We start from the raw sequence: 26,933 nt of genomic DNA on the forward strand, positions 1-26,933 counted from the left end.
TTTTAAATAGAACTATTAATTTAATAAATTATTATCCCAAATCTGAACTTATCAATTTTAAAAATTCGTTTCTCGTTTCTATTTTTTCAAATTGTCCGCGAAATCCAGATGTGGTAGTTACCGAGTTTTGTTTTTGTACACCGCGCATCATCATACACATATGGGATGCTTCAATAACCACAGCAACCCCCTGTGGTTTTAAGGTAGAATTAATACATTCTAAAATATCATGGGTAAGTCGTTCTTGAACCTGTAAACGTCTAGCAAAAACATCCACCACTCTAGGCAACTTACTTAACCCTACTATATGTCCGTTAGGAATATACGCAATGTGGGCTTTTCCGAAGAATGGTAATAGATGGTGCTCGCATAAAGAATACAACTCGATATCCTTCACAATAACCATTTCGTTATAATCTTCAGCAAACATGGCGCTTTTTAAGATTTCTGCTGCGTCTTGCCCATATCCCTGTGTAAGGAACTGCATCGCCTTGGCAGCCCTCTCTGGTGTTTTTAACAACCCTTCCCTATCGGGATTTTCACCAAGGTTTTTAATGATTTCCTGATAGCTGTTTTTAACAGAATCGGTAACTTCTATATTGTACTCCTCTAAATTGTTATAACTCATTTTCTTTAGCAATTTTCTTTTTAATCCAAAAATACGGTTTAAATTTTTCAAAGAATTGCCGTGTAAAAATAATTTAAAAGACAATTCTACAAATTAATCCTATTCGAGGTTAGTCCAATACACTAAATTCTATGGTCGAGGAATTATAAACTTTATGGGTTTGCTTTTTGAAATCCTGCTTTTTTGCTTTGAAAATATTATCTACATATGTCTGCGGATTGATATCGATTAAAGGGAACCACGTACTTTGTATTTGCACTTGCATTATATGTCCTTTTTTAAAGGTGTGATACACATCTTGTAAGTTGATGTTTACTGAAGTTTCTTCTTCAGGAACAAATGGCTCCGGATTTTCAAAACTGTTTCTAAAACGGCCACGCATTACCTCGCTTCGCACCATCATATGGTAATTACTCATTTTAAGGTAATCCTGTGTTTCTTCAAAATCTTTGGCATCTGGTGGGTACACATCTATTATTTTAACAATCCAATCGGCTGCAGTTCCAGTGGTTGAAACCTTCAATTTAGCCAAAATATCCCCAACGACCGTCATATCTTCTTGAAGCTCTGGGGTTTCAAAAACCAAAACATCGGGTCTTCTTGCGGCAAAACGTTGGTCGTCTGTCATATATTTCCTCGGTGTAAATACCATTTTGATGTCTTCACTGTAGGGAACAGGTTTTTTGGGGTCGCTCACAAACGATTCAAAAGAATGCTGCAATGTCATTATTTCTGATAGGGACTGATCTTGCCCTAAACTATATACTTTTTTTACTGTGTTTTCTGGTGGCCATGTAGCGTAGGTGTTCCATTTATTGGCGCCCGTATCGTACATATAAGCTTCCGGTAAACCAATTTTACCTTTGCCATTGTCCTTCAGGAAATGATTGAAAAATTTAGTCTCGATGGAATCTTGATAAAATCTTGAAATATTATCTCCAAAATAAACATTTCCAATGGCCTGTCTTTCTTTATCACGCGCCCAATCGCCGTGACTCCATGGCCCCATAACAATAGTATTGTAGTTATCGCTATTCTTTTCTATGGTTTTATAGGTATTTAAAGGGCCGTAAAGATCTTCCGCATCAAACCATCCACCCACGACCATGGTCGCAGGTTTTATATCTTCTAAATGCTGAATAATTCCTCGCGACTGCCAAAACTCATCATAATTAGGGTGTTCTTTGAGCTGTTGCCAAAAAACATTGTCTTTTTTATAGTACTTATCCAAATTGGAAAGTGGTCCTGCATCTAAAAAGAATTGATATTGATCCTGTGTTTCCAATTCAGGAAAAGAATACCAAGTTTCCTTGGTAGGCTTTGTTTTTTCGTACCCAAAAACAGCGGTTGCCCTCCAATAGCTTAGCAAATACGCTCCGTTGTGGTGGAAATCATCAAAAAAGAAATCCCCTATACATGCCTGCGGGGAGACTGCTTTTAAAGCCGGATGGCCGCTTAACAAAGAATAGGTAGAATAGAATCCGGGATATGAAATTCCCCACACACCAACATTGCCATTGTTGTTTTCTACATTTTCCACAAGCCACTCTATGGTGTCGTAAGTATCAGACGCTTCATCTACCTGCTTCCCTTCTTTATTGGGTATAAAAGCCCTCATATTGTCGTAAACACCTTCGCTGTTCCAACGTCCACGTACATCTTGATAAACAATAATGTAACCATCTTTCATCATGGTTTCATTGGGACCAATTTTAGAACGAAATTGATCTTCACCATAAGGCTGGCAACTGTAAGGCGTGCGTTGTATAATGATAGGATATTCCCGTGAGGTGTCTTTCGGACTGTAAATGGTGGTGTGCATTTTTATACCATCCCGCATTTCAATGGAAACTTCTTGCTTGGTATAATGGTTTTTTACATCGTATTCTTCTTGAGCGGTTAAGCAGCTGTAGGAAACAAATAGAAAGAGCAATAGTATTCTTTTCATCTGGAAATGGATTATGATTAGCTTTATGTTTGGTTCTCAAATTTATTGGTATTTATACTGAAAAGCGAATTTATAAGCGTTAAAAAACTACAAAGTCCCTTAATAATTCGCTATTCCTCACTTATCTTTGTAGTGGAAGAAAACCTTTTTGTACTATGGAACTGGAAGCTGGAAAAAAAATAATTTTATTTGATGGTGTTTGCAACCTTTGCAACAGCAGCGTACAGTTTGTTATAAAAAGAGACGATAAAAACACCTTTAAATTTGCTTCTTTACAGAGTGAAATTGGTAAAAAATTGTTAGCAGAAAGAGGAATTGACCCGGCTGTTACCGATTCCATTGTCCTGATCGACCCAAATGTGGCTTATTACACAAAATCTGATGCTGCTATTGAAATTGCCAAGGAATTGGGCAATGGCTGGCAAATCTTTAGCGTTTTCGACTATATCCTCCCAAAATCCATAAGAGATAGTATCTACAGTTTTATTGCTAAAAACCGTTACCAATGGTTTGGAAAAAAAGAGGCCTGCCCACTACCTTCACCAGAACAAAAAGCTAAGTTTTTGGATGCTTACGAAGCATCTTAAATCGATATTTTAAACTATCAACTTATAACTTTCTTTTGCTATTTCAAGTTCCTCGTTTGTAGGAATCACCAAAACCAATACTTTAGACGATTCTTTACTGATAATTCTATTTTCTGAGGAGCGGACATTGTTCTTATAGTCCTCTAATTCTATCCCCAAATAGCTCATATCTTCGCAAACCATTCTTCTTAAAACACTACTGTTCTCACCTATTCCGGCGGTAAATACAATTACATCTACTCCATTCAATGCCGCAGCATAAGCGCCGATGTATTTTTTTATACGGTAAGCATTCATATCTAAAGCTAATTGACATTCGCGGTTGCCTTCAGCAGCTCTTTCCTCTATTTCCCTTAAATCACTATACCCAGTTAGACCAAGCATTCCACTTTTTTTATGAAGGAGTTCGCTTACTTCCTCCATGGAGTATCCCAATGTTTTTACCATGTAAAAAATAATGGATTGATCGATATCTCCACTGCGCGTACCCATGATAAGTCCGTTTACAGGGGCAAAACCAAGCGAATGATCTATACTTTTACCATTTTTAATAGCGGTAATACTACAACCGTTTCCTAAATGGACTGTAATTACCTTAGATTTCTTTTTGCTTATAAAGTCTTTGGCCTTTTCTGCAACGTATTTATGGCTTGTACCATGAAAACCATATACTCGAATATTGTCTTCGTTATACAATTTATTAGGAATAGCATACCGAAATGCTTTTTCGGGCAAAGTTTGATGAAAAGCGGTGTCGAAAACCGCAATTTGTTTCGCTTCTGGAAACACATCTTCTGCCACTTGAATTCCTGTGTAATTATGGGGATTATGTAATGGAGCCAGCGGAAATAGGTCTTTTATCGCCTTTTTAACTTCAGCGCTAATTACAACCGTATCGGCAAAATCCTTACCACCGTGTACAACCCTGTGCCCTACTGCATCGATTTCAGTTATATCGTTAATTGCTCCTTTCTCTGTATCCAATAAAAAAGATGCTACTCGTTTCAATCCTTCTTCATGATTGGCTATCTTTTCTTGTTCAGAAACATTCATCTTTTTAGATTTGTAATGTATCTTAGAATTATCGAGACCTATGCGCTCCACCAATCCGGAAGCAACTACAATTTCCCCGGGCATTTTTATCAATTGAAATTTTATAGAGGAACTTCCTGAATTTATTACTAATATTTTTTTCATGTATTCAAATTTTTATCTATCAAAATAAGCAGACTAAATGACCATATTAGTCATTAATTTTCCGCTTTAAGTATTGTTTTAAATTCCTTGAGCCTGAATGGCGGTTATAATTACGGTATTAAAAATATCATCTACGGTACATCCCCTACTCAAATCGTTTACAGGTTTGTTTAGGCCTTGCAACATTGGGCCAATGGCGAGCGCCCCAGTTTCCCGCTGCACTGCTTTGTAGGTATTGTTTCCTGTGTTTAAATCTGGGAATATAAGTACGCTTGCTTGACCAGCAACTTCAGAATCTGGCAATTTACTTCTCCCTACGGTAATATCTACCGCAGCATCGTATTGAATGGGCCCTTCTACTTTTAAATCTGGCCGTTGTTCTTTTACTATTTCGGTTGCCTGTCGCACACGGTCCACATCGGCTCCCTTACCAGACGTTCCAGAAGAATAAGAAAGCATTGCAATTTTTGGTTCTATACCAAAGGCTTTGCTACTATCTGCCGAGGAAATGGCGATCTCGGCCAATTCTTCGGAAGTTGGATTCGGATTAATGGCGCAATCGCCAAAAATAGAAACCCGATCTTCTAAACACATAAAAAATATAGACGAAACTACAGAAACCCCAGGTTTGGTTTTTATAAACTGTAACGCAGGTCGAATGGTATGTTGTGTGGTGTGAACTGCTCCAGAAACCATTCCATCGGCATGCCCTTTATAAATCATCATGGTTCCAAAATAAGAAACATCGCTCATCCAATCGCGGGCGATATCCATATTCACATTTTTATGCTTGCGCAACTCATAAAAGGTTTCCGCATAATCTTGATAATTCTCTGAAGTAGTAGGGTTGATAATTTGAACCTTGGTCAAATCCAACTCTATTCCCAAAGTGGTTACTTTGGCTTCAATTTTTTCTCGATTCCCAAGCAAGGTAATATCTACAATATCTATCGCAATTAAACGCGCCGCTGCCTGCAAAATACGTTCATCGAGACCTTCAGGAAGCACAATTCTCTTTTTGGCCTTTCTTGCAGTGGTTATTAAACCATATTGAAACATTCTCGGGGTAATTCCTTTAGGTTTAAAGCTTATTAAACGTTCTGCTAAGCTATCGAATGATACATATTTTTCGAATGTACTAATGGACGTTTCTATCTTCGGAAGGCTATCTGCATAAATATTAGATTTAATACTCCCCACTTGGTTGGTAACCCCAAATGTTCCTCCTTCCACAGAAACAATAGGCACTACCTGCGAGAGTCCTTCAATTAATTTTAAAATAGGATCTTCAGGAATAAGGCCACCTGTTAAAATAATTCCTGATATACGCGGATAATTACTGGATATATTTGCTTGAAGAGCCCCTAAAATAATATCTGCACGATCCCCTGGCGTAATCACCAAGCTATTATGTTTTAGTTTGGTAATATAATTTCGAAGTTGCATGGCGCCTACTCCGAAACTCCCAGTTTGATTGTCTAAAAACTCTTTTCCGAAGAGAACCTTACCATCCAATTCCTCCACAATTTCCTTGATGGTTGGATTGGCCAACGATTCTACCTTCGGAATGGCAAAAACGTCGACTTCATCGGGAAGGAAATTTTTTAGCTCCGTTTTTATTAAATCTAAATTTTCTGGATCTATTTTATTGGCGATCATGGCCAAAACGTTTACATCTTTATGGATGAAAGAATTATACGCCAATTGAAGGCTTCCTGCAAGATCTTCTTTGGTTTTATCGCTTCCACTGGCCACCAAAATAGCCGGTACCCCTAAATTTTTGGCGATAAGTACATTTACATCGAACTCAAATACACTGCCTTCCCCTGTAAAATCGGAACCTTCAATAAGAATAAAATCGAATTGCTCTTCCAATTTTTTGTATTTCCGGATAATGGTGTCGATGATCTCCCCAGATTTACCGGTATTCCTCTTCTGAATTACTTGGTTTCGGGTAAATGCAAAAGCTTCTTCATAAGGTAAATCCAAATCAAAATAAGAAAGCACGGTACTTATATGATTGTCTTTTCCACCTTTTTTATCTTCATCTATAACCGGTCTAAAATATCCTACTTTTGCGGTTTTTCCCAAAAGCGTACGCATTAAACCTAATGTTATTAACGACTTTCCACTATTGGATTCCAACGTAGCAATGTAAATACCTTTATTCATACAAAAAATTATATTTTTCCAGATAGGGAGGGAAACTATCTCTGTAATACTTATAATACATCAAAAATACACCATAAAAAATAGCTTTCCTAAATGTTTTAATACCTTTAACCCCGAAAACGGTTTTTATGAAATTTGTATCACCAAATTCAATCTCTTGCTTCCTATTAAAATGTCTAATTTTTATAGCAAATAGCAAAGCGGTCGAGGTGGGCAGGGAATTTTTGCTTATTTCACTTCATAAAATATAAAAATGTACATTAAATGAAAACACTCTATATAAAGATAAAGGAATTATTGCAGGTACGGGAAAGTGGAATTTCTAAAATTAGCGGAAGTGACATGGAAACCTTGCCGACCATAAAAAATGCTTTTTTACTGATTGAAGACGACACCATTATAGACTATGGGAAAATGGAAAATGCGCCAATCGAAAAGGCTGACAAAACTTTGGATGTAGCAGGCAAGATGATATTACCGAGTTGGTGCGATAGCCATACCCACTTGGTCTATGCTGGAAATAGGGAACAAGAGTTTGTGGATAGAATTAACGGACTCTCCTATGAAGAAATCGCCAATAAAGGAGGAGGAATATTAAATTCCGCTAAAACGTTGCAAGAAACTTCAGAAGCAGACCTATTTGAACAATCGAGCAAACGCTTGGAGCAAATAATACGTTTGGGTACGGGAGCTGTAGAAATTAAAAGCGGCTACGGACTCACCACTGAAGCAGAATTAAAAATGCTAAAAGTAATTCGCCGCTTAAAGAAAAAGTATCCCATAGCCATTAAAAGTACTTTTTTAGGGGCTCATGCCGTACCGTTGGAATTCAAAAAAAATAAGGATGAGTATATTGCAAAAATCATCAATGAAATTTTGCCTGAAGTAGCTAGATTAAACCTTGCAGATTATATAGATGTGTTTTGCGAGAAAGGATATTTTTCGGTGGGTGAAATGGAAGCCATTCTTTTTGCCTCCAAAAAATTTGGATTAATCCCAAAAGTGCATGTAAACCAATTTAACGCAATTGGTGGAATTCCTGCTGCCGTTAGACACGAAGCGTTAAGCGTTGACCATTTAGAGGTTATGGACAAGGAAGATTTTAAAAGTTTGAAGAATACAGATACCATGCCAGTGGGACTCCCATTGTGTTCGTTTTTCTTGGGCATTCCATACACGCCAGCCCGGGAGTTAATGGATAACGGACTCCCATTTGCCCTGGCAACCGACTACAATCCTGGGTCTTCACCAAGCGGAAATATGAACTTGGTGGTGTCTACCGCTTGTATAAAAATGAAAATAACCCCAGAAGAGGCTATTAACGCAGCCACCATAAACGGAGCCTATGCCATGGGGATTTCTCAAACCCACGGAAGTATTACCAAAGGAAAGAAGGCTAATTTTATCATCACCAAAGAAATTCCTTCGTACGGATATCTTCCCTACGATTTTGGCAATAACAATATTGAACGGGTTATTTTAAACGGAAAAGCCATTTAAACTCAAGATATTTATTCTGTAGTAACCCCTCTTTTGAAAGGATTCGATATAAAAAAAGCTCTTTTCAAGTTTTGAAAAGAGCTAAGTCTAACATCGTTAATTTCTATGTTTAGAAAAATTTATTTTACCCATAGTACCCATTTATCGGCAAAATAAGTGTCGTTTACATTGTTACGCTGTAGACTTTTTATGGTTAAATAGCGATCTGCCTTGTACAAATACACATAATAATAATCATTCTCAGGATTTATAAAAAACTTAGGTTCAAAACCTCGGTTTCTTAGATCGTCCACAAAATCATTAAAATAATTAGCCTGTGAGAATACATTCACTACAAGATAAAATCCTTTTTCAATTCCAGGAGCGCTGTTAATGGTTTTGTAACTGGTATCCTTCCCAAAAATTTCAGCAGTCACCGCTGTGCTATCTATACTTTTTGAATCTAAAGTATTAGCGATGGAGTCACTGCGTTTTAAAAATTCCTGGTATTCTGCTTCGATCTGTTCTTCTTCGGTAACTGTAGCGTTTTCCTGCTTAGTTTCGGCTTCTACAGTTTTGTTGGCCGTTTTATTGAATTGTTCTTGGGCCGCTTTTGCATATTCCTCTGCATCTGCCTCGTAAACCACTGCAGCTTCACTTTTTACCGCTGTATACTCCTTAGCACTGTCTTCCCCTTTGGTAGTCACAGCCTGATTGTATTCATCAGCATCTGCTTTTTCGGTAGCTTTAGATACACCGCTTTCAGATCCGGTTGCAGCTTCACTTACGGTACTTTTTGGAGCAGTTGTAGCATTGTTTACAACAGGATACTCTGCAATCTCTTCTGCCGCTGAAGTCTCTTTTGATTTTTGGTTTTTAACATCGGCTGAAACATATTCTTCTACATCCGTACTTTGCTGAATTTTATCTTCGGAAGTATTGGCAGTTTGGTACTCATCAACCGTATCTAGGTTTTTGATAGTTCCAGTATTGCCTTCTTTACCACCATCGGTTTTTCCCTTGTTTTCTTCGGAAGCCTTTTCAGTAGCGGTACCTGCATACAGAGCGTATTTATTAGTATCACTTTTTTCGCTTGCTGCTGTTTTAGTGGATTTTTCACTTTTTGATTCGGTATCTACTGCTTTTCCTGAATCTGCTACTTCATCCTGCTCCTTTTCAGAGGTAGCTTCACCACCATATAATGCATATTTAGAGGTGGTCTTTTCATCAATCTCTTTATTTGTATTTTCTGAAGCAATAGCTTCTGACGCGTTTGAACTGGAAATCCTCTCTGCATCTTCTTCCCTTTTTCTACGTAACTCTTCCGAAGAAATAAAATCCTCTTCATTAACATTTTTGGTCGTTACCGCCTTTCCACCGGTAGCCGCTTGGTTTTTACGCATCTCACGAGGCCCGAGCTCTATGGTCGCTATCGCTTCGTAAGTTGCCCCAAAAGAGTTATTGGTATTACTCGTTCCATTTTCGTACACAATACCAACACTTATACCCTCTCCTATTTTCACCCCTAAACCGGCCGCTATACCATAATTGGTATTATATCCCGCTTGAAACCATCCTGTGTAAGGCAAGTCTATAATAGAATTAAACCCGAACTGGAAATCTTCGTTGGGTAGAGTCTTTCCGTAGACCATGGTTCTCCAAACAGCATCTTCCATAAAACCGATCGCCCGATCGAAAGATTTACTATACGCCAATTGTCCTGAAAATATTTTATTGGAAAAGTCGGTTACCGTATTGGAGTCGTTGAAATTATAATCAAATAGGTTTTCGGCGTAAAATCCGATATCAAACTTATCTATGGAGAGGTTTATCCCCGGCATTACCAGCAACAAAAAATCATCTTGGTTTTCTAAAACTGCTGGATCTGGCTCTGTAGAGTTGATGGCATTTTTGTTTAAGCCCCTTCTAAACAGGGTGGAGTTTAAACCAACCGTTAGGGAAGTCTCATCGCTAAAAGGCACACTGTAAGCATAGTTGAGTAGCAAACCAGAATCGGTAAGTAGTCCTAAATTTTGTTGATAGAGCCCTAAACCAGCCCCCGAACGTTCACCTACTTTTCCAGAGTAGCTCAATAAATAAGTTTGTGGGGAATTATCTATCCCTGTCCACTGAATCCTGCTCCAAAAACTCACTGCTTTTGTATCGTTTCTAACAATACTAAAGGTGGGATTCACCAAAAACCGATTGTATTTGGTAAGGTTCTGTTGTCTCCAATCTACCGTCGCACTTCTGTTTTCAACCTGAGAAAATAGCACATACGACATGAGTAGCAAACCAAAGGTAAGTAGGTATTTCTTTGCCATATAGAACTAAACTAATTTGGGGTTAATTTTAGCTTTTAGTTGACTAATGTAATGGAACCTTTTTTAATATTCTTACCTTTTTTGTTAACAAAGTAGTAGAAAACTGGAGTTTCTACGGTAGTATTCATTGAAGAATTAGGCCAGTTATTTTCATACTTATTTGTTTTTAAGACAGTTGCCCCGTATGAGTCACATATAACCACCTCTACTTCAGGGTCGTTAATAAATTTTTGTGGAAGCGTCCATTTATCGTTTACAGAGTCGTTATTTGGACTAATAACATTTGGAATTTCAACCACATTGTTAGAATCTACCGTTACCGTTTTTTCGATTCTGCACTCCCCTACCTGAGCTGTTAAGGTGTAAATCCCCTCTTCTTTGATACTAAAGAAAGCGGTCTTGCTTAGAATATTTCCATCAGCATCTTTCCATTCGTAGGAATCCCCTCCTGTAGCCGTAGCCTCTACTACCCGCTCTGGAGATACGGTAATTTGCTCTCCTGGATAAATTTCCACTAAATCTTCTGTATTTTGATCTAAGGTTACAGTTTTAGAAGTAATGGCACAACCACCATAACTTACTTCTACTGTATAATCGCCCAAGCTGGCAGTAGTCAACATATTGGATGTTCCTTCATTTATTAAAGTAGTTCCGTTGTACCATTTATATTCTGCTCCATCGATAGCGGTAACCGATAAAATACCATTAAGATTTGCACAAGTAACCGGTTTTTCGATTTGTAGGTTTAAACTGGGAAGTCCCAATACCACCTGCTTTTTATCACTTACATAAGTTCTATCCTTGTAGGTTACTTCCAATTGATAAGCTCCATTCGACTTATAATCCAGTGTTAAGGAAGTATTTGAATTTTTTAAATAATCTCCATCTTTTAACCATCTAAGTTGAAAGTTATGAAAGAAATCTTGGCCTATGGTTATTTTGTCTCCATTTTTCAACGTACCTACAATTCCAGCCACTTTAAGTTGGGTGTTGGTTGTTTTACAAGCCTCGTAAGAAGAGTCGGTAATAATATCTGCTGTAAACGATACCGGTTCGAATACCTTAAAAGTTTCAGATTTCACGTTGCCTCCACAAGAATTGCTGGAAGTTACCTCGGCATAATATTCCCCCGGCGCATTTACCACCATATTCGATTGGTTGTAACCCTCTGTAACCAATTCGCCATTTTTAAACCAATTAATTTCATTACCCTTATCGTTCGTTTTTATGGAAAGGGTTGCTGTATTATCTCCAATAATCACAGCATTTAATGGGGAAGTTACTTCTACAATAGTTGACTTATTTTGTAAAACACTTACCGTTTCAGAAGAAGATGTACACCCCCCTCCGTTGGTTACTTCCAAACGGTAGCTTCCCAATTGATCTCCATTGGAGTTATCAATTTCCAGTTTTGGCTCATAAGAGGAGAGTCCGTTTATTTTTTCTTCATTTTTATACCAAGTATATATATAGTTATCATTATCGATGGATGCTTGTAAAACAATAGTAGTTTCTGTACACGCCTCAATACTTTTATTACCCAAAATGGACACATCAAAAGATTCCCCTTTATTAACAATTACTAGGTTGGAATAAATATTTCCTGTACAGTTACCATAATAAGGTTCTGCATAATATTCACCAGGCTCAGTAACCTGCAAAGAGTTTTGCTTGCTCACCTTAAAGATAGAACCGTCTTTATACCAAACGTATTCATCGGCAACATCTTTATCCAGTGAAATGGTAGCACCTGAAGTACTGCATAGACTAACGTCTTTATAATTATTAAGCACTAGCGTTTCGTTTGGCACAAAAAAGGCATCGAAAGCAGCAGTCGAAGCTCCAATTATCTCTGGAGAGGTGCTTTTTAAGCGAATTTTATAGTTTTCCCCATTAACTTCTTGGGGTAAAGAGAAAGAGGCATCAAATTTAAATGAAAAGTTTTGGCCCTCCACTGTTTTTAAAACGGTAGGCTTAGAAAAAGAACCTTCCTTATCAGACAATTCTATAAAAAACTTATTATCTGCCTGAAAAGGTTTTTCATCAAAAGAGAAAGTAGCATTAAAGGTATTGAAAGCACCATTTACACATGCATATTCAAAGTGAAGTTGTGGTGCATTGATTTTTTGACCATAGCTATTTGCTAGAAATAGTAAAAAAATAATTCCGAAGGTTGCTGTTGTCTTTTTCATAAGTAGTCGTTTTAAAAACTTGGGTACTTTTTTTAAACTCTTAATCTTATTCTCAGCAAAACTCAAACTAAAACAAACTCTTATTTTTCATTTTGCTTATACCAAATATATGAAACAAAAAATAATAATCGTTTAAAAACCTATATTTTCGATGAAATGCATAGTGATTTTATCGAATTTTATTATTTACGCTGTTTTTCCAATTTTTAAATTGAATACTAATCGCCCTATTTTCAACCAGATAATTGCGTTTTAACCCCTAATATTCCAATAAACCGTTTTTTTATTGTTTTAAAACAGCTTTATTTTAATTTTGAGATTTATTAATTCAGACTATAAAATACAACCATGAAAAAAATCTTCCTTTTAGTTACCTTAACGCTATTGATGATAAACTGCGACACACCAAAGCCTGAAGTAAAAAGTGAAGTAACTACACTCTATTTTATAAGGCATGCCGAAAAGAATCGTGAAAACCCGGAAGATAGAGACCCTGCATTAACAGAAAAAGGAATGATAAGAGCCAAGAAGTGGAGCGAAATATTAAAAAATGTAACCTTTGACGCTGTTTATTCTACTGCCTACACAAGAACTGTAGAAACAGCCACTCCCACGGCCTATAAAAATAATTTAGATATCATTAAATATGAACCCGAGAATTTAAACACTCTTGAAATTTTTAAAAATGGATACGATAATGTATTGGTTGTCGGACATAGCAACACCGTACCAAAACTCGTAAATAAACTTATAGGTGAAGATCACTACGAAGACATTGAAGATACCAATAATGGCAATCTTTATATCGTAACATTAGAAAATCAAGATGTAATTTCGGTAAATCTATTAACAATCAATTAGTAACTTCCTGCTTCATTTATCAATTTACTCGGAAGCTAGAACTTAAAGCACCCCTCTTTATTATTGTACTTGAACATTTTCAAGATCTATTTTAGAAAGTAATTCCAACTTATCTTCATTGAACAATTTATCCAACTCTAGAAGATCTGCGTCCTTATTGGCTGGCTTGTAGTTTTTGTAATCCACAAAATCGATCCCTTCAATAGTTCTTCTGTTATATGCTTCCCTAAATCGCATCCCGCCTTCATTTACATGATACTCATAGGCCAAATAATCCACTTTGTACGTCTCTAAATTAATCCAGTATAAAAAAACATCTTCAAAATCCTCTCCACCACCTTCTTGGTCGAACCAAACCTTAATCTTAAAATAAGACTTACCCTTTATATCTGTTTTACCCAAAAGCTCTTTATTCACCGAAGCACCATCGAGTCCGAAAGGCAAGTATGCGAAATAGTGCACTGAATTCACGCTGTTCTTTAGCTTATTGGAAGTAGTGTCTGCCATCTGGACCGGTTTCCCATCTACCAATCTTTTAAAACTATCGTTGTTTAAAATATCTTCAATAACTACGGAATCTTTGATTATTCTTTTAAGCTCAAACCTCCCTTGTTGCCGTGTGGATTGGTATTCCTTCCCCCTAAAAACAAATGAAATCTCCTTTCCATCCAAGTTATTCATCCCAGAAACTTCAATAGACTTATTTATAATAGTGTTCACATCATCACCCATATTTGGTGTACAACCGCTCAAAAAAGCTAAAATAAGTAAGGATAGGGTAAGTTTTAATTTCATAAAAAAGGTTTGTTTGAAAAAATAAGAAGCAAATATATTGTTTTGCGTATTTAAACCTTTTAAAATCCTCTTAAAATAGCCATAATTAAGCTTCACATTCCATAATTGTTACTATTTTTGATGCCATATGCAGAATAATGTAAATATAAAGAATAAGAAAGCTCGATTTGAGTATGAGGTTTTAGATACACTGGTAGCTGGTATTGTATTATCTGGTACAGAAATAAAATCCATACGACAAAGCAGGGCCTCTATTGCCGAAAGCTTTTGTGAATTTAATGAAGATGGCGAACTGTTTGTTATAAACATGACAGTGGAAGAATACACACACGCAACACATTTTAATCACCAACCTAAAAGTGCCCGAAAATTACTTTTAAATAAACGGGAGCTTAAAAAATGGCATAAAGACGTAAAAGTATCCGGGAACACCATTGTTCCCCTAAAGTTATTTGTTAACGATCGCGGACTCGCAAAGATGCAAATTGCCTTGGCAAAAGGTAAAAAGCTTTACGACAAACGTGAAACCATAAAAGATCGTGATAATAAGCGAAACCTCGACCGGGTAAAAAAAGCTTACAATAACTAGTTTCAACATTCGCTTTTCCACTATTTGTAGACGGGCAAAAGCCAGATATCTTTGGCCTTTATAGGCTATAACAAAAAAGTCCTCTAAAAAAAGAGTACTTAATATATATATATCTTAAAAATTACCATTTAGAATAATGCTCCGTAGGCAACTTTTTTAAATTTTCTGCCGCCGATTCTGCCGTGATATCCCTCTGCGGATTCGCAAACATTTCATACCCTACCATAAATTTCTTCACTTCAGCAGATCTTAATAAAGGTGGATAAAAAGACATATGAAAATGCCATTCTGGGTGCTCCTCCCCATCGGTAGGACGTTGATGTATTCCGGAAGAATAAGGAAATGAGGTCTCAAAAAGATTATCAAACATAATCGTCAATTTTTTAATGATTGATGCAAAAGCGATCTCTTCAGCCTCGTTTAACTGACCTATATCCTGAAAGTGTTTCCGTGGAATAATCATAGCTTCGTATGGCCATACCGCCCAATAGGGCATTAACGCTACAAAATGTTCGTTAGTGACTAAAATCCTCTCATTTAGTTCTAGTTCTTGTTCTAAATAATCTTGCAATAAACTTCTTTTTTTCTGCTCCCAGTAGTTTTTCTGCTGTTCTTGTTTCTTTAAAACTTCCTCTGGAATTGAAGACTGCGACCATATTTGTCCATGTGGATGTGGATTGCTACACCCCATAACCGCTCCCTTATTTTCAAAAATTTGAACGTGATTTATAGCTTCTTGAGCTCCTAACTCTACGTATTCTTTTTTCCACAACTTAACTACATTGGTAATGGCTTCATTTTCCATTAAAGGCAAGGTTAGTGCATGATTTGGGGAAAAACAAACCACTTTACATATCCCTGTTTCGGTTTCGGCTTTCAGCAAACCATTTTCATACTTTTCTTCTTCTATATTTGGGAGTAGCGCTGCAAAATCGTTCACAAAAGAATATGTGCCTTTATAATCGGGATTGGTGTCGCCACTGGCTCTTTCATTCGTAGGGCATAAATAACAAGAAGGATCGTAAGTTTCTTTCTGCAATGCTGTTTTCTTGTCTTTTTTACCCTGCCACGGTCGTTTCGTGCGATGCGGGGAAACCAACACCCACTCCCCCGTTAAAATATTATATCTCCTATGCGGTTTATTATTAATTGTGTTTGCCATTAGTTTATTTTTGAAACCCCATTGCTAATATTCACTTCAATTGGGGTTAATTCGGTATTAAATTTTTCTTTATACGCTTTCGATATCCCTGCGATGTATTCGGCTACATGGTCTTGATCTACCAAGTTAATAGTACAACCACCAAATCCGCCTCCCATCATACGGGATCCCAAAACATAATCGTAGTTTTTAGAGTAATCTACCATAAAATCGAGTTCATTGCAACTCACTTCGTATAAAGTGGTCAGCCCCTCGTGGGATTTATATAGCAAGCTTCCAAAAAGATCGAAAAGTTCATCTTCTAAAGCGTTAGCTGCCATAAGTGTACGTTTATTCTCTTGAACCACGTATATAGCACGGTTATAGGTTTTTTCGGGAAGTTCTTCCTTAAAACCTACCATAATATCTTCAGGAACATCTACCAAATATTCATATTGTGGATATTTTTGGTTGACTACTTTTAAAGCATCTTCGCACTCCTGCCTACGCGTGTTGTATTCGCTGCTTGCCAGATTATGGGATACATTGGAATTTAATAAAACCAATTGATATGGATCGAAATCTGATTTTACCAACTCATAATTTAAATTTTGACAGTTCAGAAGGATTAAATGGTTTTTAGCACCGCGTACCACGGCAAATTGATCCATAATCCCGCATTTGGTCCCTACGTAATTGTGTTCCGCATCCCGAGAAAGGGTAATTATTTGTTCTTTGGAAAGATTAATATCAAACAGTTCTTTAATCCCAGTGGCCATTCCACACTCCAATGCTGCCGAGGAACTCAATCCAGACCCCATGGGCAGCATGCTTTCAATAATACATTCGAAACCTTTAACGCTATTGGGTTTCAGTTCTTCAATAAAATGGACAACCCCTAAAATATAATTCTGCCATTCCTCGTCGCTAGGCTTTACCTCATCCAGACGAAAACTAAAACTGGTATCGTAATTTTTTGAATAAATAGTACAAATGCTAGAATTATTTTTTCGGAAAGACAGTTTTATTTTCTTATCAATAGCAGCCGGTAATACATGCCCTCCATTATAATCTATATGCTCCCCTATTAAATTAATTCTTCCCGGAGCTTCAATAACCACTTCACTTTTAAATTCTTCGGTTCCCAAAAAGTTTATTTGCCTATTATGGGATTGCGTTGTATTTTTCAAATCTTACAGTTTTTCTAAAAACAAATATAATAAAAGTGATTTGTACTTTTAATGTATTTGTCAGAATTATTTTTAATATTTTTACTGAATGACATCAGACACCATAAAATTTTATACCGATGAATCAAAAATGTTCGTGGCTACAGACTGCATTGTTTTTGGTTTTGACGATGGAGAGCTTAAATTATTGATATTCAAAAGACGTGTAGCACCTAAAAAAGGCGATTGGTCGCTAATAGGTAGTTTTGTAAAAGAGGATGAAGATGTAGAGCATGCCGCTAAAAGGGTTTTAAAGGAAATAACAGGTCTCGACAATGTATTTTTCGAGCAGTCTTACACTTACGGAAAAGCGGATAGGGATGACGGAGCTCGGTGTATCTCGGTTGCTCAATTTGCGCTCATTCGAATCGATGATTACGACAGAAAACTAACAGAGAAACATGGTGCCTATTGGTATAAGCTCGAAGATTTGCCAAGTTTGGTGTTAGACCATGACAAAATGGTGATAGATGCCTTAAATAAATTGAGACAGCGGGCCAAACATCAACCCATTGGTTTTGAATTGCTTCCTGAAAAATTCACTATCCCTCAATTGCAAAGCTTATACGAAGCTATTTTCCAAAAAAGTCTGGACCCCGGAAATTTCAGAAAAAAGGTACTTTCTTTTGAAGTTCTTGAAAAATTAAACGAAAAAGATAAAAGTTCCTCCAAGCGAGGTGCTTTTTATTACCGTTTTAATCACGACAACTATCAAAAGCTTTTGGAGTCTGGCTACAATTTTGAAATTCTTTAATATTGTACTCCTAAAACCCTTGAAGATTTCGTTAATTTAGCCTTCAGGGAAACTCAATGTTATGAAGATGCCATTTCTTTTAATCATTTTTATTTTGGGCTTGGTCACCTCCAATGCCCAAGACATTGCCCTTTTAAAATATGGCGGCGGTGGAGACTGGTATTCCAATCCCACGGCGCTCCCTAACCTAATAACATTTTGCAATAAGAATATCCATACTACCATTAATCAAAAACCTGTAACAGTAGAAGCTGGAAGCCTTGAAATTTTTCAATATCCCTTTTTACATATGACAGGGCATGGCAATGTATTCTTTTCTTCGGAAGAAGCCCAAAACCTAAGGAACTATTTACTATCAGGAGGTTTTCTTCATATTGATGATAATTACGGAATGGCCCCTTATTTAAAAAAAGAACTTCCTAAAATTTTTCCTGATAAAGAGCTTAAGGAAGTGCCATTAAACCATCCTGTTTTTAATGAAACTTACAAATTCCCAAAAGGCTTGCCTAAAATTCATGAACATGATGGCCAACGGCCACAAGCTTTAGGTATTTTCCATGAAAATAAATTAGTTTTACTATTTACTCTCGAAAGCGACTTGGGTGACGGTTGGGAAGACCAAGCCGTACACAACGACCCTCCAGAAGTACGCCAAAAAGCGTTGGAAATGGGAGCCAATATTATTGAATATGCATTTAAAAATTAAATCCTAAATGCAGCTGGATCATCATACCTCGAATTTCAAAATCAGGAAATTTCCAATTACCTTGGTTTGCGACAACATAACAAGTGCAGCCAATATTGGTTCTATATTTCGGCTTGCCGACGCCTTTGGAGTAGAAAAGATTATTTTTAGCGGTACCGAACCTACTTTTTCCAGACGTACGGAAAAAACGGCTAGGGCTACACACAAGATTATACCCTTTGAGTTTATTGAAGATTCCATTTCCACGGTTTTGGATTTAAAGAAAAATGGACATTTAATTTTAGCACTGGAAATAACCACCAACAGTATCCCAATTCAACATTTAAAAATAACAGGAGAACAACCAATAGTTTTAATTCTTGGCAATGAAAACTTCGGAGTATCACAAAATTTTATTGAAATCGCCGACAGCATCTGCCATATCGAAATGTTCGGAAACAACAGCAGTATGAATATAGCCCAGGCAACGGGTATTTGCCTTTACGAACTAACTAAATATTTATAAGTGGCATGATATGCTACTTTTACTTAAATTTACGCAAACCAACCTAATTAAAATGGACGCAAAAACAATCTCCAATGGTATCTTAAGAGCCCTAGCTACAATTCTAGGGATTGCGCTTCTCCTTTATTTTCTTTATGAAATACAAGCAATTATCGCCTACATTGTAATTGCCGTAGTGATTTCTTTGATAGGGAGGCCTATTGTGCGGTTTTTAAGAAAGAAATGTAAATTTAACGACAATCTTGCCGTTGTAACCACTATGTTGATAATGATTGTTTTTATTGTAGGGCTTTTAAGCCTCTTCATTCCTTTAATCATTGAACAAGGCAAAAACCTATCCTTACTAAACATAGATAATCTTAAAACAAGTCTACAGGATGTCTATCGGGAATTATCCGATTATTTTTCGGTAAGCCGTTATAAAGTGGAACAGTCCATTGAAGAATCCCTGGAAAAATCTGAGTTTATTTCTAATTTAGACCTATCGGCAATACCAAACATGTTTAAGTATATTGTTGGGGGAATTGGCTCCGTTAGTGTTGCGCTATTTACAATTATTTTTATCTCCTTTTTCTTCTTAAAAGATGCCCGATTATTTCAAAATGGACTACTTACTTTTGTCCCTCCGCAAAACGAACAGAGCGTAATAAATTCATTGGAGAGTATAAAAAATTTACTATCAAGATATTTTATTGGTTTGCTACTACAAATAGCCATTCTCTTTATAATTTACACCGCAGTTTTAATCATCTTTGGGATTGACGATGCCATAGTGATTGCCTTTCTCTGTGCCCTCTTAAACCTAGTGCCATACATAGGCCCATTAATTGGTGCAGTACTCATGGTTTCCCTAACAATGTCCAGTAATATGGGAACCGACTTCAGTACGGTAATTTTACCTAAAGCCATCTATGTTTTAATAGGATTTATTTTTGGACAATTGATAGATAACTTCTTTAGTCAACCGCTTATATTTTCCAACAGCGTAAAATCGCATCCGCTAGAAATTTTCTTGGTTATTGTTATTTCTGGAATGGTGTTTGGAGTTTTTGGAATGGTGTTGGCGGTACCCACCTATACCGCAATAAAGGTAGTTTTAAAGGAATTTTTATCAGAAAATAAGATTGTTAAAAAACTTACTAGAAACCTATAGTTTTACTTTGAATAAAGAAATTTTAAATACTGGTATTCAATTATTTATAAATAATAATTTAAATACTGACATTTCGTCACTTTTATTAAAAGGAAGCGATTTTAAGGATGTTGGCACCAAAGAGATCGCAGAACAGATAGAAGCAAAAAAAAGAAGTGAAAAGAAACTCCCTTCTTGGTTTACCACGGAAGGTATTTACTACCCAAACAAGCTAAACATCGAACAAACTTCTTCAGAAAAAACGGCAGCCTACAAAGCAAGTCTTATTGAGGGAAAACGTATCTTGGATTTAACCGGTGGATTCGGGGTAGATAGTTTTTATTTCGCTAATAGGTTCGACGAGGTTCATCATTGTGAAATCAATAAAAACCTCTCTGAAATTGTGTCCCATAATTTCAGCGTAATGAACAAAAAAAACATCATTACTTTTGCCGAAAACGGACTTGATTATTTAAAAAAATCCAACCTACATTTCGATTGTATTTTTGTAGATCCAGCTAGAAGAGACGATCGTAAAAATAAAGTATTTTTTCTACAAGATTGCACTCCAGATATTTTGGAGATTTTACCGTTTCTTTTTTCGAAAACCAATTGCGTAATGGTAAAAACTTCCCCCCTTTTGGATATTAAAAAAGGTCTGGAAGATTTAAAAAATGTAAACGCCGTGCATGTCGTTGCTGTGAATAATGAAGTGAAGGAATTATTATGGCTTTTATACTCAGACAAGATCCACTCCCCTGCCATTCATACCATAAATATTAAAAGGGAAACCCAAGAGCTATTTAGATTCGATCTCATTGAAGAAACCACAGCTAAAAGTAATTTTAGCCTGCCTCAAAACTATTTGTATGAACCTAACTCTGCTATTTTAAAAAGTGGGGGATTTAATGTTCTTAGTGAAAAACTGAAATTAAATAAACTGCATGCACATACGCATTTATATACTAGTGCGGAAAAAATGGAGTTTCCGGGACGTCGATTTGAAATTTTGAAAACAGTGCCCTACAACAAAAAACTGCTTAAAAAAGAATTGACCGAAGGCAAAGCAAACATAACTACCCGTAACTTTCCAGAAACCGTTAGTCAAATAAGGAAAAAAACAAAGATTAAAGAAGGGGGCAATCTATACCTTTTCTTTTGTACCGATAGTAATAATGAGAAAAAGGTGATTTTCTGTAAAAAGATTTAGTAAGCTACATCAGTAAAGAAATTAAGAAAGATAACGCCAGAAAAACCCTTTAAATGGATAACCAAGAGTCAATTTAACTTCTTTAAAATACAAACGACACCAAATAGTGTTAACGTACCTTATTAAAATAATTTTCATATTTTAGACTTTTAAAATTTAGATATTTTGACGATTAAAGAAATTGCAAAACTGGCCAATGTTTCTTTAGGAACTGTAGATCGGGTGTTGCACAAAAGGGGAAAAGTCTCAAAGGAGACGGAGGAAAAAGTGTTGGCAATAATAAAAAAAGCCAATTACAAACCAAATATCTATGCTCGAGGATTGGTGTTAAACCGTACCTACAACATTGTTGCTCTTATCCCCTCTTACGAAAGTGGCGAATATTGGGAAATGCCGGCCAATGGAATTCTAAGCGCAGAAAAAAACTTGAGTCAGTTTGGCATCGATCTTACTATTATATATTTCGATCAAAATTCGGTTTCTTCTTTTAATAAAAAAGCAGAAGAAGTCCTTCAATTAAAACCCGATGGGGTTATCCTGGCTCCTGTCATCAATTTTGAAGCAGTTAAACTTACCAAAAAACTGAACGAAGCTAGCATACCCTTCAGCCTAATCGACTCCAATTTGCCTGACAGTGGCGCCCTTAGCTTCATCGGGCAAGATGCTTTTCAAAGCGGCAAGCTGGCGGCTAAATTACTTTGTACAGAAATTCCGAAAAAAGGAACCATAGCAATCATATCTGTAAAGAGAAATGAGAATCACAATAAAACTTTACAGAGACGGATAGAAGGCTTTAAAGATTATTTGTACAACAGTGATTTTATGAATGATATTAGCGTTGTTGAAAACAATATACAACTAAGCAATCCCGACTGGAAAGAACGGTTAATGGAAGCTTGCAACCCAAACAAAGACACTGTAGGTGTTTTTGTACCAAGTTCTTTAATACACTATGTTGCAGAGCAATTTGTTGATGAAAAGAAAATTTTTAAAAATGTAAAGCTGGTGGGAAACGATTTAATAAGCAACAACATAAAATATTTAAAAATGGGTGTTATAAGCTATTTAATTGGACAGCGCCCTCAAACACAAGGCTATTTGGCGCTACAGGATTTTTACAATCGCTTGGTAGCAAAACAACCAATAGAAAAAGAGCGTTTTTTACCCTTGGACATCATCACTCAAGAAAACCTCATGTACTACAGCATTGATTTTAATAATATGATTAATGTTTAAATTTTTATGGAGCAGATTTAGCCTTAAATTGTTTTTAATCAACTGTTACAAGGTTTAACAAACAATATTGCATTAATTTAATTGTTTTATTGTTGATAAATTAAACAGTTTTAATTTTTATTGTCTGAGTAATTATTTATAATTTAGTCGCTCTTGAAGTTTTCCAATAAGATTTTATGACATACAAAATAGAAAAATAACAAATCAATAATTAAAAGTGTGTACGTACACACTAAGAATAACAACAAATATTAAAACGTCTGAATTAACTAAAACTTTATGAAAGCAACCATTAAAAATCATTTCTTTTCAGCACTGGCTGTTTTATCATTCTCATTTACTACCAGTTGCCAAAACAAGGAAGCAGAGGACACCACTCCTTGGAAACCACTTTTTAACGGAGAGAACCTACAAGGGTGGACTCAAAAAGGTGGCGAAGCCAATTATCGCGTAGAAGATGGTAAAATTATCGGTTCTACCGTTGCCAACACGCCAAACTCCTTTATGACAACCGATAAGATGTATGGTGATTTTATTCTAGAACTGGATTATAAGGTAGACCCTTCCATGAATTCTGGGATCCAAATTAGAAGCAATAGCATTCCGCAATATCGTGACGGCATTGTTCATGGATATCAAATTGAAATAGATCCATCAGACCGCGCGTGGAGTGCCGGCATTTACGATGAAAAAAGAAGAGGATGGCTGTTCCCTTTGGAAAACAATCCCGAAGCTCAAAAAGCTTTTAAACAAAACGATTGGAACCATTATAGAATAGAAGCTATTGGCGATACCATAAAAACATGGATCAATGGTGTGCCGGCAGCACATTTAATAGACGGAAAAACCTCCAAGGGTTTTATAGGGTTACAGGTTCATTCCATTCATAAAGATGCTAAAGAAGGTACTGAAATAATGTGGAAGAATGTTAACATCCTAACGGAAGACCTTCAGAAATATAGTAAGAAAACTCCTATAGAACCAGCAATCACCAAAAATAATCTGACCATAGATGAAAAGAAAGATGGATGGGAGCTTTTATGGAACGGTAAAGACACCGAAGGTTGGAGAGGAGCGAAACTTGAAGAATTTCCAGAAAGTGGTTGGATTATTAAAGATGGAATATTAACCGTTATGGAAAATGGTGGAAAGGAATCTGCCGCCGGTGGTGATATTGTTACAAAAAAACTATTTAAAGATTTTGAATTGAAAGTAGATTTTAAAGTAACTGAAGGTGCCAATAGTGGTATTAAATATTATGTGGATACAGAAATTAACAAAGGTCCTGGTTCTTCAATTGGTTTGGAATATCAAATTTTAGACGATGCCAAGCACCCCGATGCCAAACTAGGTAACCATGAAGGCAGTAGAACAGTTGCTTCTTTATACGACCTTATTCAAGCCGATCCCGATAAACCTATACATCCTGTTGGGGAATGGAATACGGCGAGAATTGTTTCTAAAAACAATCACGTAGAACACTGGTTAAATGGAGTAAAAGTATTGGAGTACGAGCGTGGTAGTGATGAGTTCAAAAAACTGGTGTCTGAAAGTAAGTATGAAAAATGGCCAAATTTTGGAGAACTCAAAAAAGGGAGCATCTTACTTCAAGATCATGGAAATCGGGTTTCCTTCAAAAACATTAAAATAAAAACCTACTAACCAATTGAAATTATGAACACAAGAAGAAAATTTATAAAAGACACTGTTTTAACTAGTACTGCTATTGCCGTTGGAGGTTCTGTAATGGGCATGCCAGCCAGCAGTTATAGACGAATTATTGGCGCAAATGAGCGTCTCAATGTGGCCTTCGCAGGTTTGGGAAGAAGGGTTGGTGCTTATTACGAGCCGGTAGGGAGAAAAGAAAGCAATGCCAACCTTCTATATCTATGTGATGTTATGGAAAGTCAGCGTAACCGTGCCCTAAGAAATATTTCCAAGCATATAGATTACAAGCCTAAATTGGAAAATGACATCCGTAAGGTTATAGACGATAAAAATGTAGATGTGCTTTTCAATGCCACTCCAGACCACTGGCATACCCCGGGTTCTATTATGGCCATGAAAGGTGGTAAACATGTGTACGTAGAAAAACCTAGTAGCCACAATATGAATGAAAATGAATTGTTGGTAGAGGCTTCTAAAAAATATGCGAAGGTAGTTCAAATGGGGAACCAACAGCGTTCGGCTCCACACACCATTAAGATCATAAACGACATTCATAATGGAATAATAGGAAAACCTTATAGAGCCGTGGCTTTTTATAGCAACAACCGAGGCGAAGTTCCGGTGCAAAAGAAAACGGCTGTACCAAAAGGACTCGATTGGGAATTATGGCAAGGTCCTGCAATCCACCGAGAATATACCGAAGAAACTTGGGACTACAACTGGCATTGGTACGGGTGGAATTACGGTACCGCAGAAGCTGGAAATAACGGTACCCACGAATTGGATATCGCACGTTGGGCTTTACAGGTAAACTATCCGAAACATGCCTATGTAGAGGCATACAAAAGACATTTTAAAGAAGATGGCTGGGAAATGTACGATTCGATGGAAGCTACTTTTAAATTCAATGGAGATAAAATCATACAATGGGATGGTAAAAGTAGAAATGGCTACAACACCTATGGAGCAGGCCGCGGAACCATCATTTATGGTACAGAAGGTTCCGTATTTGTAGATCGCGGGAAGTATATACTTATGGACCGTAATGGGAAAGTAGTCAAAGAAGTAGAAGCTGGAGGTTCCGGTGAAGCAGGTACAGCGCTTGGCGGTGGTGGCGATATCACCACGCAACACGTTATCAATTTCTTCGAAACCATTAGAGGCAAAGAAAAACTCAACGCACCAATAGACGATGCTAATATCAGTATGGCCATGGTGCATTATGCCAACGTGGCTTATAGAATTGGTAAAGGATTTAATATCGATGAAAATAATGGTAAAATGCTCGATGACCAAGCCATGAGGCTTTGGGGAAGGGATTATGAAAAAGGTTGGGAAGTTAAGCTATAACCAAAATATTGATTTTCACTCATGAATTTAAAATTAGAACAAACATGGCGTTGGTACGGGCCTAAAGACCCAGTATCCTTGCCTGATATCAAACAAGCGGGTGCAACGGGAATAGTTTCCGCTTTGCACCACATCCCAAACGGTGAAGTTTGGAGCAAAGAAGAAATCTTAAAAAGGAAAGACACTATTGAAGGTGCAGGCCTATCGTGGTCGGTTGTTGAAAGTGTTCCCATTCACGAAGAGATAAAAACCCAAAAAGGGGATTTTAGAAAATATATAGATAATTACAAGCAAACTATCGAAAACCTCGGTGCTTGTGGTATCGATACCATCTGCTATAACTTTATGCCGGTTCTAGATTGGACACGAACGGATCTTGATTTTGAGATGGAAGACGGATCTACAGCATTGCGATTTGATAAAATTGCCTTTGCTGCTTTTGAAATCTTTTTACTGAAAAGACCAAACGCCAAGGAAAGTTATTCTGAAGAAGAAATCGCTTCCGCAGAAAAGTATGCTAAAAACCTGTCTTCAGAAAATAAAAAGCAACTTATAAATAATATCATTGCCGGACTTCCAGGGGCTGAAGAAGGCTATTCTTTGGAAGAATTCAATGAAATTTTAGCTACCTACAACAATATTGACGCCAAGAAGCTTAAAGAAAACTTATTTTTCTTTCTGAAGGAAATTATTCCTTCCGCAGAAAAGGCAGGTGTAAATATGTGTATTCACCCAGACGATCCTCCCTACCCTATTTTGGGCCTACCAAGAGTAGTGAGCACCAAACAGGATATCCTGGATTTGTACAACGCCGTGGAGAGTCCAAACAACGGCCTCACTTTCTGTACGGGTTCTTTTGGTGTTCGTGCCGGTAATGATTTGGTTGAAATGATAGAATCTTTAGGGGATCGCATTCATTTTATTCATTTAAGAAGTACGCGTAGGGATGAAAAAGGAAATTTTCATGAAGCAGACCATTTGGATGGTGATGTGGATATGTATGGAGTGATGAAGGCTTTAATAAAAGAACAATTAAAAAGAAAAAGTAACGGCCGTAGCGATATAAGAATGCCATTTCGCCCCGATCACGGACATAAAATGTTGGATGATCTTCGGAAAAAAACAAATCCGGGTTACTCTGGGATTGGTCGCCTTCGGGGACTTGCGGAACTAAGGGGACTTGAATTGGGGATTCGAAAAAGTATTTAAACAGCCGTTAAAAATTAAGGC

General features: G+C 36.8%; 22 protein-coding genes. 13 read left to right on the forward strand and 9 right to left on the reverse strand.

From position 1 onward, the window contains the following. Positions 1 to 31 precede the first annotated feature (31 nt). Both folE and HX109_RS16085 read right to left on the reverse strand, forming a co-directional pair. Positions 32 to 628, reverse strand: coding sequence for a GTP cyclohydrolase I FolE (gene folE, locus HX109_RS16080; RefSeq protein WP_178953911.1), 597 nt, complete (start codon positions 626 to 628; stop codon positions 32 to 34). A 109-nt stretch (positions 629 to 737) separates the two neighbouring features. Continuing rightward, positions 738 to 2,576, reverse strand: a complete 1,839-nt coding sequence (locus HX109_RS16085; RefSeq protein ID WP_178953913.1) for a CocE/NonD family hydrolase — start codon at positions 2,574 to 2,576, stop codon at positions 738 to 740. A 155-nt stretch (positions 2,577 to 2,731) separates the two neighbouring features. On the opposite strand from HX109_RS16085, the gene HX109_RS16090 reads away from it, so the two are divergent. After that, positions 2,732 to 3,163: a thiol-disulfide oxidoreductase DCC family protein gene (locus HX109_RS16090; protein ID WP_178953915.1), complete on the forward strand. Its 432-nt coding sequence runs from the start codon at positions 2,732 to 2,734 to the stop codon at positions 3,161 to 3,163. 9 nt (positions 3,164 to 3,172) lie between these two features. Here HX109_RS16090 and HX109_RS16095 read toward each other — a convergent pair whose 3' ends face one another. After that, entirely contained in the window at positions 3,173 to 4,360 is a 1,188-nt protein-coding gene (locus tag HX109_RS16095; RefSeq protein ID WP_178953917.1) for an acetate/propionate family kinase, read from the reverse strand. A gap of 78 nt (positions 4,361 to 4,438) precedes the next feature. Then, positions 4,439 to 6,532, reverse strand: a complete 2,094-nt coding sequence (gene pta, locus HX109_RS16100; RefSeq protein ID WP_178953919.1) for a phosphate acetyltransferase — start codon at positions 6,530 to 6,532, stop codon at positions 4,439 to 4,441. A 264-nt stretch (positions 6,533 to 6,796) separates the two neighbouring features. Here pta and hutI point away from each other — a divergent pair, with 264 nt between their 5' ends. After that, positions 6,797 to 8,032 (forward strand): imidazolonepropionase, encoded by a 1,236-nt coding sequence (gene hutI / locus HX109_RS16105; RefSeq protein ID WP_178953921.1) that lies wholly within the window; start codon positions 6,797 to 6,799, stop codon positions 8,030 to 8,032. Positions 8,033 to 8,151: 119 nt separating this feature from the next. Here hutI and HX109_RS16110 read toward each other — a convergent pair whose 3' ends face one another. Together HX109_RS16110 and HX109_RS16115 are read right to left on the reverse strand one after the other, a co-directional pair. Then, positions 8,152 to 10,335, reverse strand: a complete 2,184-nt coding sequence (locus HX109_RS16110; RefSeq protein WP_178953923.1) for a PorP/SprF family type IX secretion system membrane protein — start codon at positions 10,333 to 10,335, stop codon at positions 8,152 to 8,154. Between the two features lie 35 nt (positions 10,336 to 10,370). Then, positions 10,371 to 12,527 carry a gliding motility-associated C-terminal domain-containing protein gene (locus tag HX109_RS16115; protein WP_178953925.1) on the reverse strand — a complete coding sequence of 719 codons (2,157 nt, stop codon included), beginning with the start codon at positions 12,525 to 12,527 and terminating at the stop codon, positions 10,371 to 10,373. Positions 12,528 to 12,875: 348 nt separating this feature from the next. On the opposite strand from HX109_RS16115, the gene HX109_RS16120 reads away from it, so the two are divergent. Further along, the gene (locus tag HX109_RS16120) at positions 12,876 to 13,388 is read left to right on the forward strand and encodes a SixA phosphatase family protein (protein ID WP_178953927.1); all 513 of its coding nucleotides are present in this window, start codon (positions 12,876 to 12,878) and stop codon (positions 13,386 to 13,388) included. Between the two features lie 60 nt (positions 13,389 to 13,448). On the opposite strand, the gene HX109_RS16125 is transcribed toward HX109_RS16120, so the two are convergent. Continuing rightward, entirely contained in the window at positions 13,449 to 14,183 is a 735-nt protein-coding gene (locus HX109_RS16125) for a DUF6503 family protein (protein ID WP_178953929.1), read from the reverse strand. A 127-nt stretch (positions 14,184 to 14,310) separates the two neighbouring features. On the opposite strand from HX109_RS16125, the gene smpB reads away from it, so the two are divergent. Further along, on the forward strand, positions 14,311 to 14,772 hold the full coding sequence (gene smpB, locus HX109_RS16130) for an SsrA-binding protein SmpB (protein WP_178953940.1): 462 nt from the start codon (positions 14,311 to 14,313) through the stop codon (positions 14,770 to 14,772). A gap of 121 nt (positions 14,773 to 14,893) precedes the next feature. Here smpB and HX109_RS16135 read toward each other — a convergent pair whose 3' ends face one another. Both HX109_RS16135 and galK read right to left on the reverse strand, forming a co-directional pair. After that, the gene (locus HX109_RS16135; RefSeq protein ID WP_178953941.1) at positions 14,894 to 15,934 is read right to left on the reverse strand and encodes a UDP-glucose--hexose-1-phosphate uridylyltransferase; all 1,041 of its coding nucleotides are present in this window, start codon (positions 15,932 to 15,934) and stop codon (positions 14,894 to 14,896) included. Then, a complete protein-coding gene (galK, locus tag HX109_RS16140; protein ID WP_178953943.1) occupies positions 15,934 to 17,103 on the reverse strand; it encodes a galactokinase in 1,170 nt (389 codons plus the stop codon). The genes HX109_RS16135 and galK overlap by 1 nt, the downstream gene beginning before the upstream one ends. An 88-nt stretch (positions 17,104 to 17,191) precedes the next feature. Here galK and HX109_RS16145 point away from each other — a divergent pair, with 88 nt between their 5' ends. The 9 genes from HX109_RS16145 (at position 17,192) to uxuA (ending at position 26,912) form a co-directional block, all read left to right on the forward strand. After that, positions 17,192 to 17,896, forward strand: a complete 705-nt coding sequence (locus HX109_RS16145) for an NUDIX hydrolase (protein ID WP_178953945.1) — start codon at positions 17,192 to 17,194, stop codon at positions 17,894 to 17,896. Between the two features lie 61 nt (positions 17,897 to 17,957). Beyond that, positions 17,958 to 18,602, forward strand: coding sequence for a DUF4159 domain-containing protein (locus HX109_RS16150; protein WP_178953947.1), 645 nt, complete (start codon positions 17,958 to 17,960; stop codon positions 18,600 to 18,602). Positions 18,603 to 18,609: 7 nt separating this feature from the next. Further along, complete coding sequence (locus HX109_RS16155) at positions 18,610 to 19,107, forward strand: TrmH family RNA methyltransferase (RefSeq protein WP_178953949.1); 498 nt, start codon at positions 18,610 to 18,612, stop codon at positions 19,105 to 19,107. 52 nt (positions 19,108 to 19,159) lie between these two features. Beyond that, positions 19,160 to 20,260: an AI-2E family transporter gene (locus HX109_RS16160; protein WP_178953951.1), complete on the forward strand. Its 1,101-nt coding sequence runs from the start codon at positions 19,160 to 19,162 to the stop codon at positions 20,258 to 20,260. A gap of 7 nt (positions 20,261 to 20,267) precedes the next feature. Then, positions 20,268 to 21,449, forward strand: a complete 1,182-nt coding sequence (locus HX109_RS16165) for a class I SAM-dependent methyltransferase (protein ID WP_178953953.1) — start codon at positions 20,268 to 20,270, stop codon at positions 21,447 to 21,449. Positions 21,450 to 21,614: 165 nt separating this feature from the next. Continuing rightward, the gene (locus tag HX109_RS16170) at positions 21,615 to 22,685 is read left to right on the forward strand and encodes a LacI family DNA-binding transcriptional regulator (RefSeq protein WP_178953955.1); all 1,071 of its coding nucleotides are present in this window, start codon (positions 21,615 to 21,617) and stop codon (positions 22,683 to 22,685) included. A 279-nt stretch (positions 22,686 to 22,964) separates the two neighbouring features. Then, entirely contained in the window at positions 22,965 to 24,347 is a 1,383-nt protein-coding gene (locus HX109_RS16175; protein ID WP_178953957.1) for a DUF1080 domain-containing protein, read from the forward strand. Positions 24,348 to 24,359: 12 nt separating this feature from the next. Then, on the forward strand, positions 24,360 to 25,703 hold the full coding sequence (locus HX109_RS16180; RefSeq protein WP_178953959.1) for a Gfo/Idh/MocA family protein: 1,344 nt from the start codon (positions 24,360 to 24,362) through the stop codon (positions 25,701 to 25,703). A gap of 21 nt (positions 25,704 to 25,724) precedes the next feature. After that, positions 25,725 to 26,912 (forward strand): mannonate dehydratase, encoded by a 1,188-nt coding sequence (uxuA, locus tag HX109_RS16185; protein WP_178953961.1) that lies wholly within the window; start codon positions 25,725 to 25,727, stop codon positions 26,910 to 26,912. Positions 26,913 to 26,933: the final 21 nt, after the last annotated feature.

The organism is Galbibacter sp. BG1, from assembly GCF_013391805.1.
GTDB lineage: Bacteria > Bacteroidota > Bacteroidia > Flavobacteriales > Flavobacteriaceae > Galbibacter.

Bases quoted from the DNA above. Each gene is read 5' to 3' on its own strand.
- hutI (WP_178953921.1), top strand. From the start codon at position 6,797: ATGAAAACACTCTATATAAAGATAAAGGAATTATTGCAGGTACGGGAA.
- HX109_RS16125 (WP_178953929.1), bottom strand. From the start codon at position 14,183: ATGAAATTAAAACTTACCCTATCCTTACTTATTTTAGCTTTTTTGAGC.
- HX109_RS16145 (WP_178953945.1), top strand. From the start codon at position 17,192: ATGACATCAGACACCATAAAATTTTATACCGATGAATCAAAAATGTTC.
- HX109_RS16175 (WP_178953957.1), top strand. From the start codon at position 22,965: ATGAAAGCAACCATTAAAAATCATTTCTTTTCAGCACTGGCTGTTTTA.
- folE (WP_178953911.1), bottom strand. From the start codon at position 628: ATGAGTTATAACAATTTAGAGGAGTACAATATAGAAGTTACCGATTCT.
- HX109_RS16115 (WP_178953925.1), bottom strand. From the start codon at position 12,527: ATGAAAAAGACAACAGCAACCTTCGGAATTATTTTTTTACTATTTCTA.
- HX109_RS16090 (WP_178953915.1), top strand. From the start codon at position 2,732: ATGGAACTGGAAGCTGGAAAAAAAATAATTTTATTTGATGGTGTTTGC.
- HX109_RS16180 (WP_178953959.1), top strand. From the start codon at position 24,360: ATGAACACAAGAAGAAAATTTATAAAAGACACTGTTTTAACTAGTACT.
- HX109_RS16095 (WP_178953917.1), bottom strand. From the start codon at position 4,360: ATGAAAAAAATATTAGTAATAAATTCAGGAAGTTCCTCTATAAAATTT.
- pta (WP_178953919.1), bottom strand. From the start codon at position 6,532: ATGAATAAAGGTATTTACATTGCTACGTTGGAATCCAATAGTGGAAAG.
- HX109_RS16150 (WP_178953947.1), top strand. From the start codon at position 17,958: ATGAAGATGCCATTTCTTTTAATCATTTTTATTTTGGGCTTGGTCACC.
- HX109_RS16110 (WP_178953923.1), bottom strand. From the start codon at position 10,335: ATGGCAAAGAAATACCTACTTACCTTTGGTTTGCTACTCATGTCGTAT.
- HX109_RS16120 (WP_178953927.1), top strand. From the start codon at position 12,876: ATGAAAAAAATCTTCCTTTTAGTTACCTTAACGCTATTGATGATAAAC.
- uxuA (WP_178953961.1), top strand. From the start codon at position 25,725: ATGAATTTAAAATTAGAACAAACATGGCGTTGGTACGGGCCTAAAGAC.
- HX109_RS16160 (WP_178953951.1), top strand. From the start codon at position 19,160: ATGGACGCAAAAACAATCTCCAATGGTATCTTAAGAGCCCTAGCTACA.
- smpB (WP_178953940.1), top strand. From the start codon at position 14,311: ATGCAGAATAATGTAAATATAAAGAATAAGAAAGCTCGATTTGAGTAT.
- HX109_RS16085 (WP_178953913.1), bottom strand. From the start codon at position 2,576: ATGAAAAGAATACTATTGCTCTTTCTATTTGTTTCCTACAGCTGCTTA.
- HX109_RS16135 (WP_178953941.1), bottom strand. From the start codon at position 15,934: ATGGCAAACACAATTAATAATAAACCGCATAGGAGATATAATATTTTA.
- HX109_RS16155 (WP_178953949.1), top strand. From the start codon at position 18,610: ATGCAGCTGGATCATCATACCTCGAATTTCAAAATCAGGAAATTTCCA.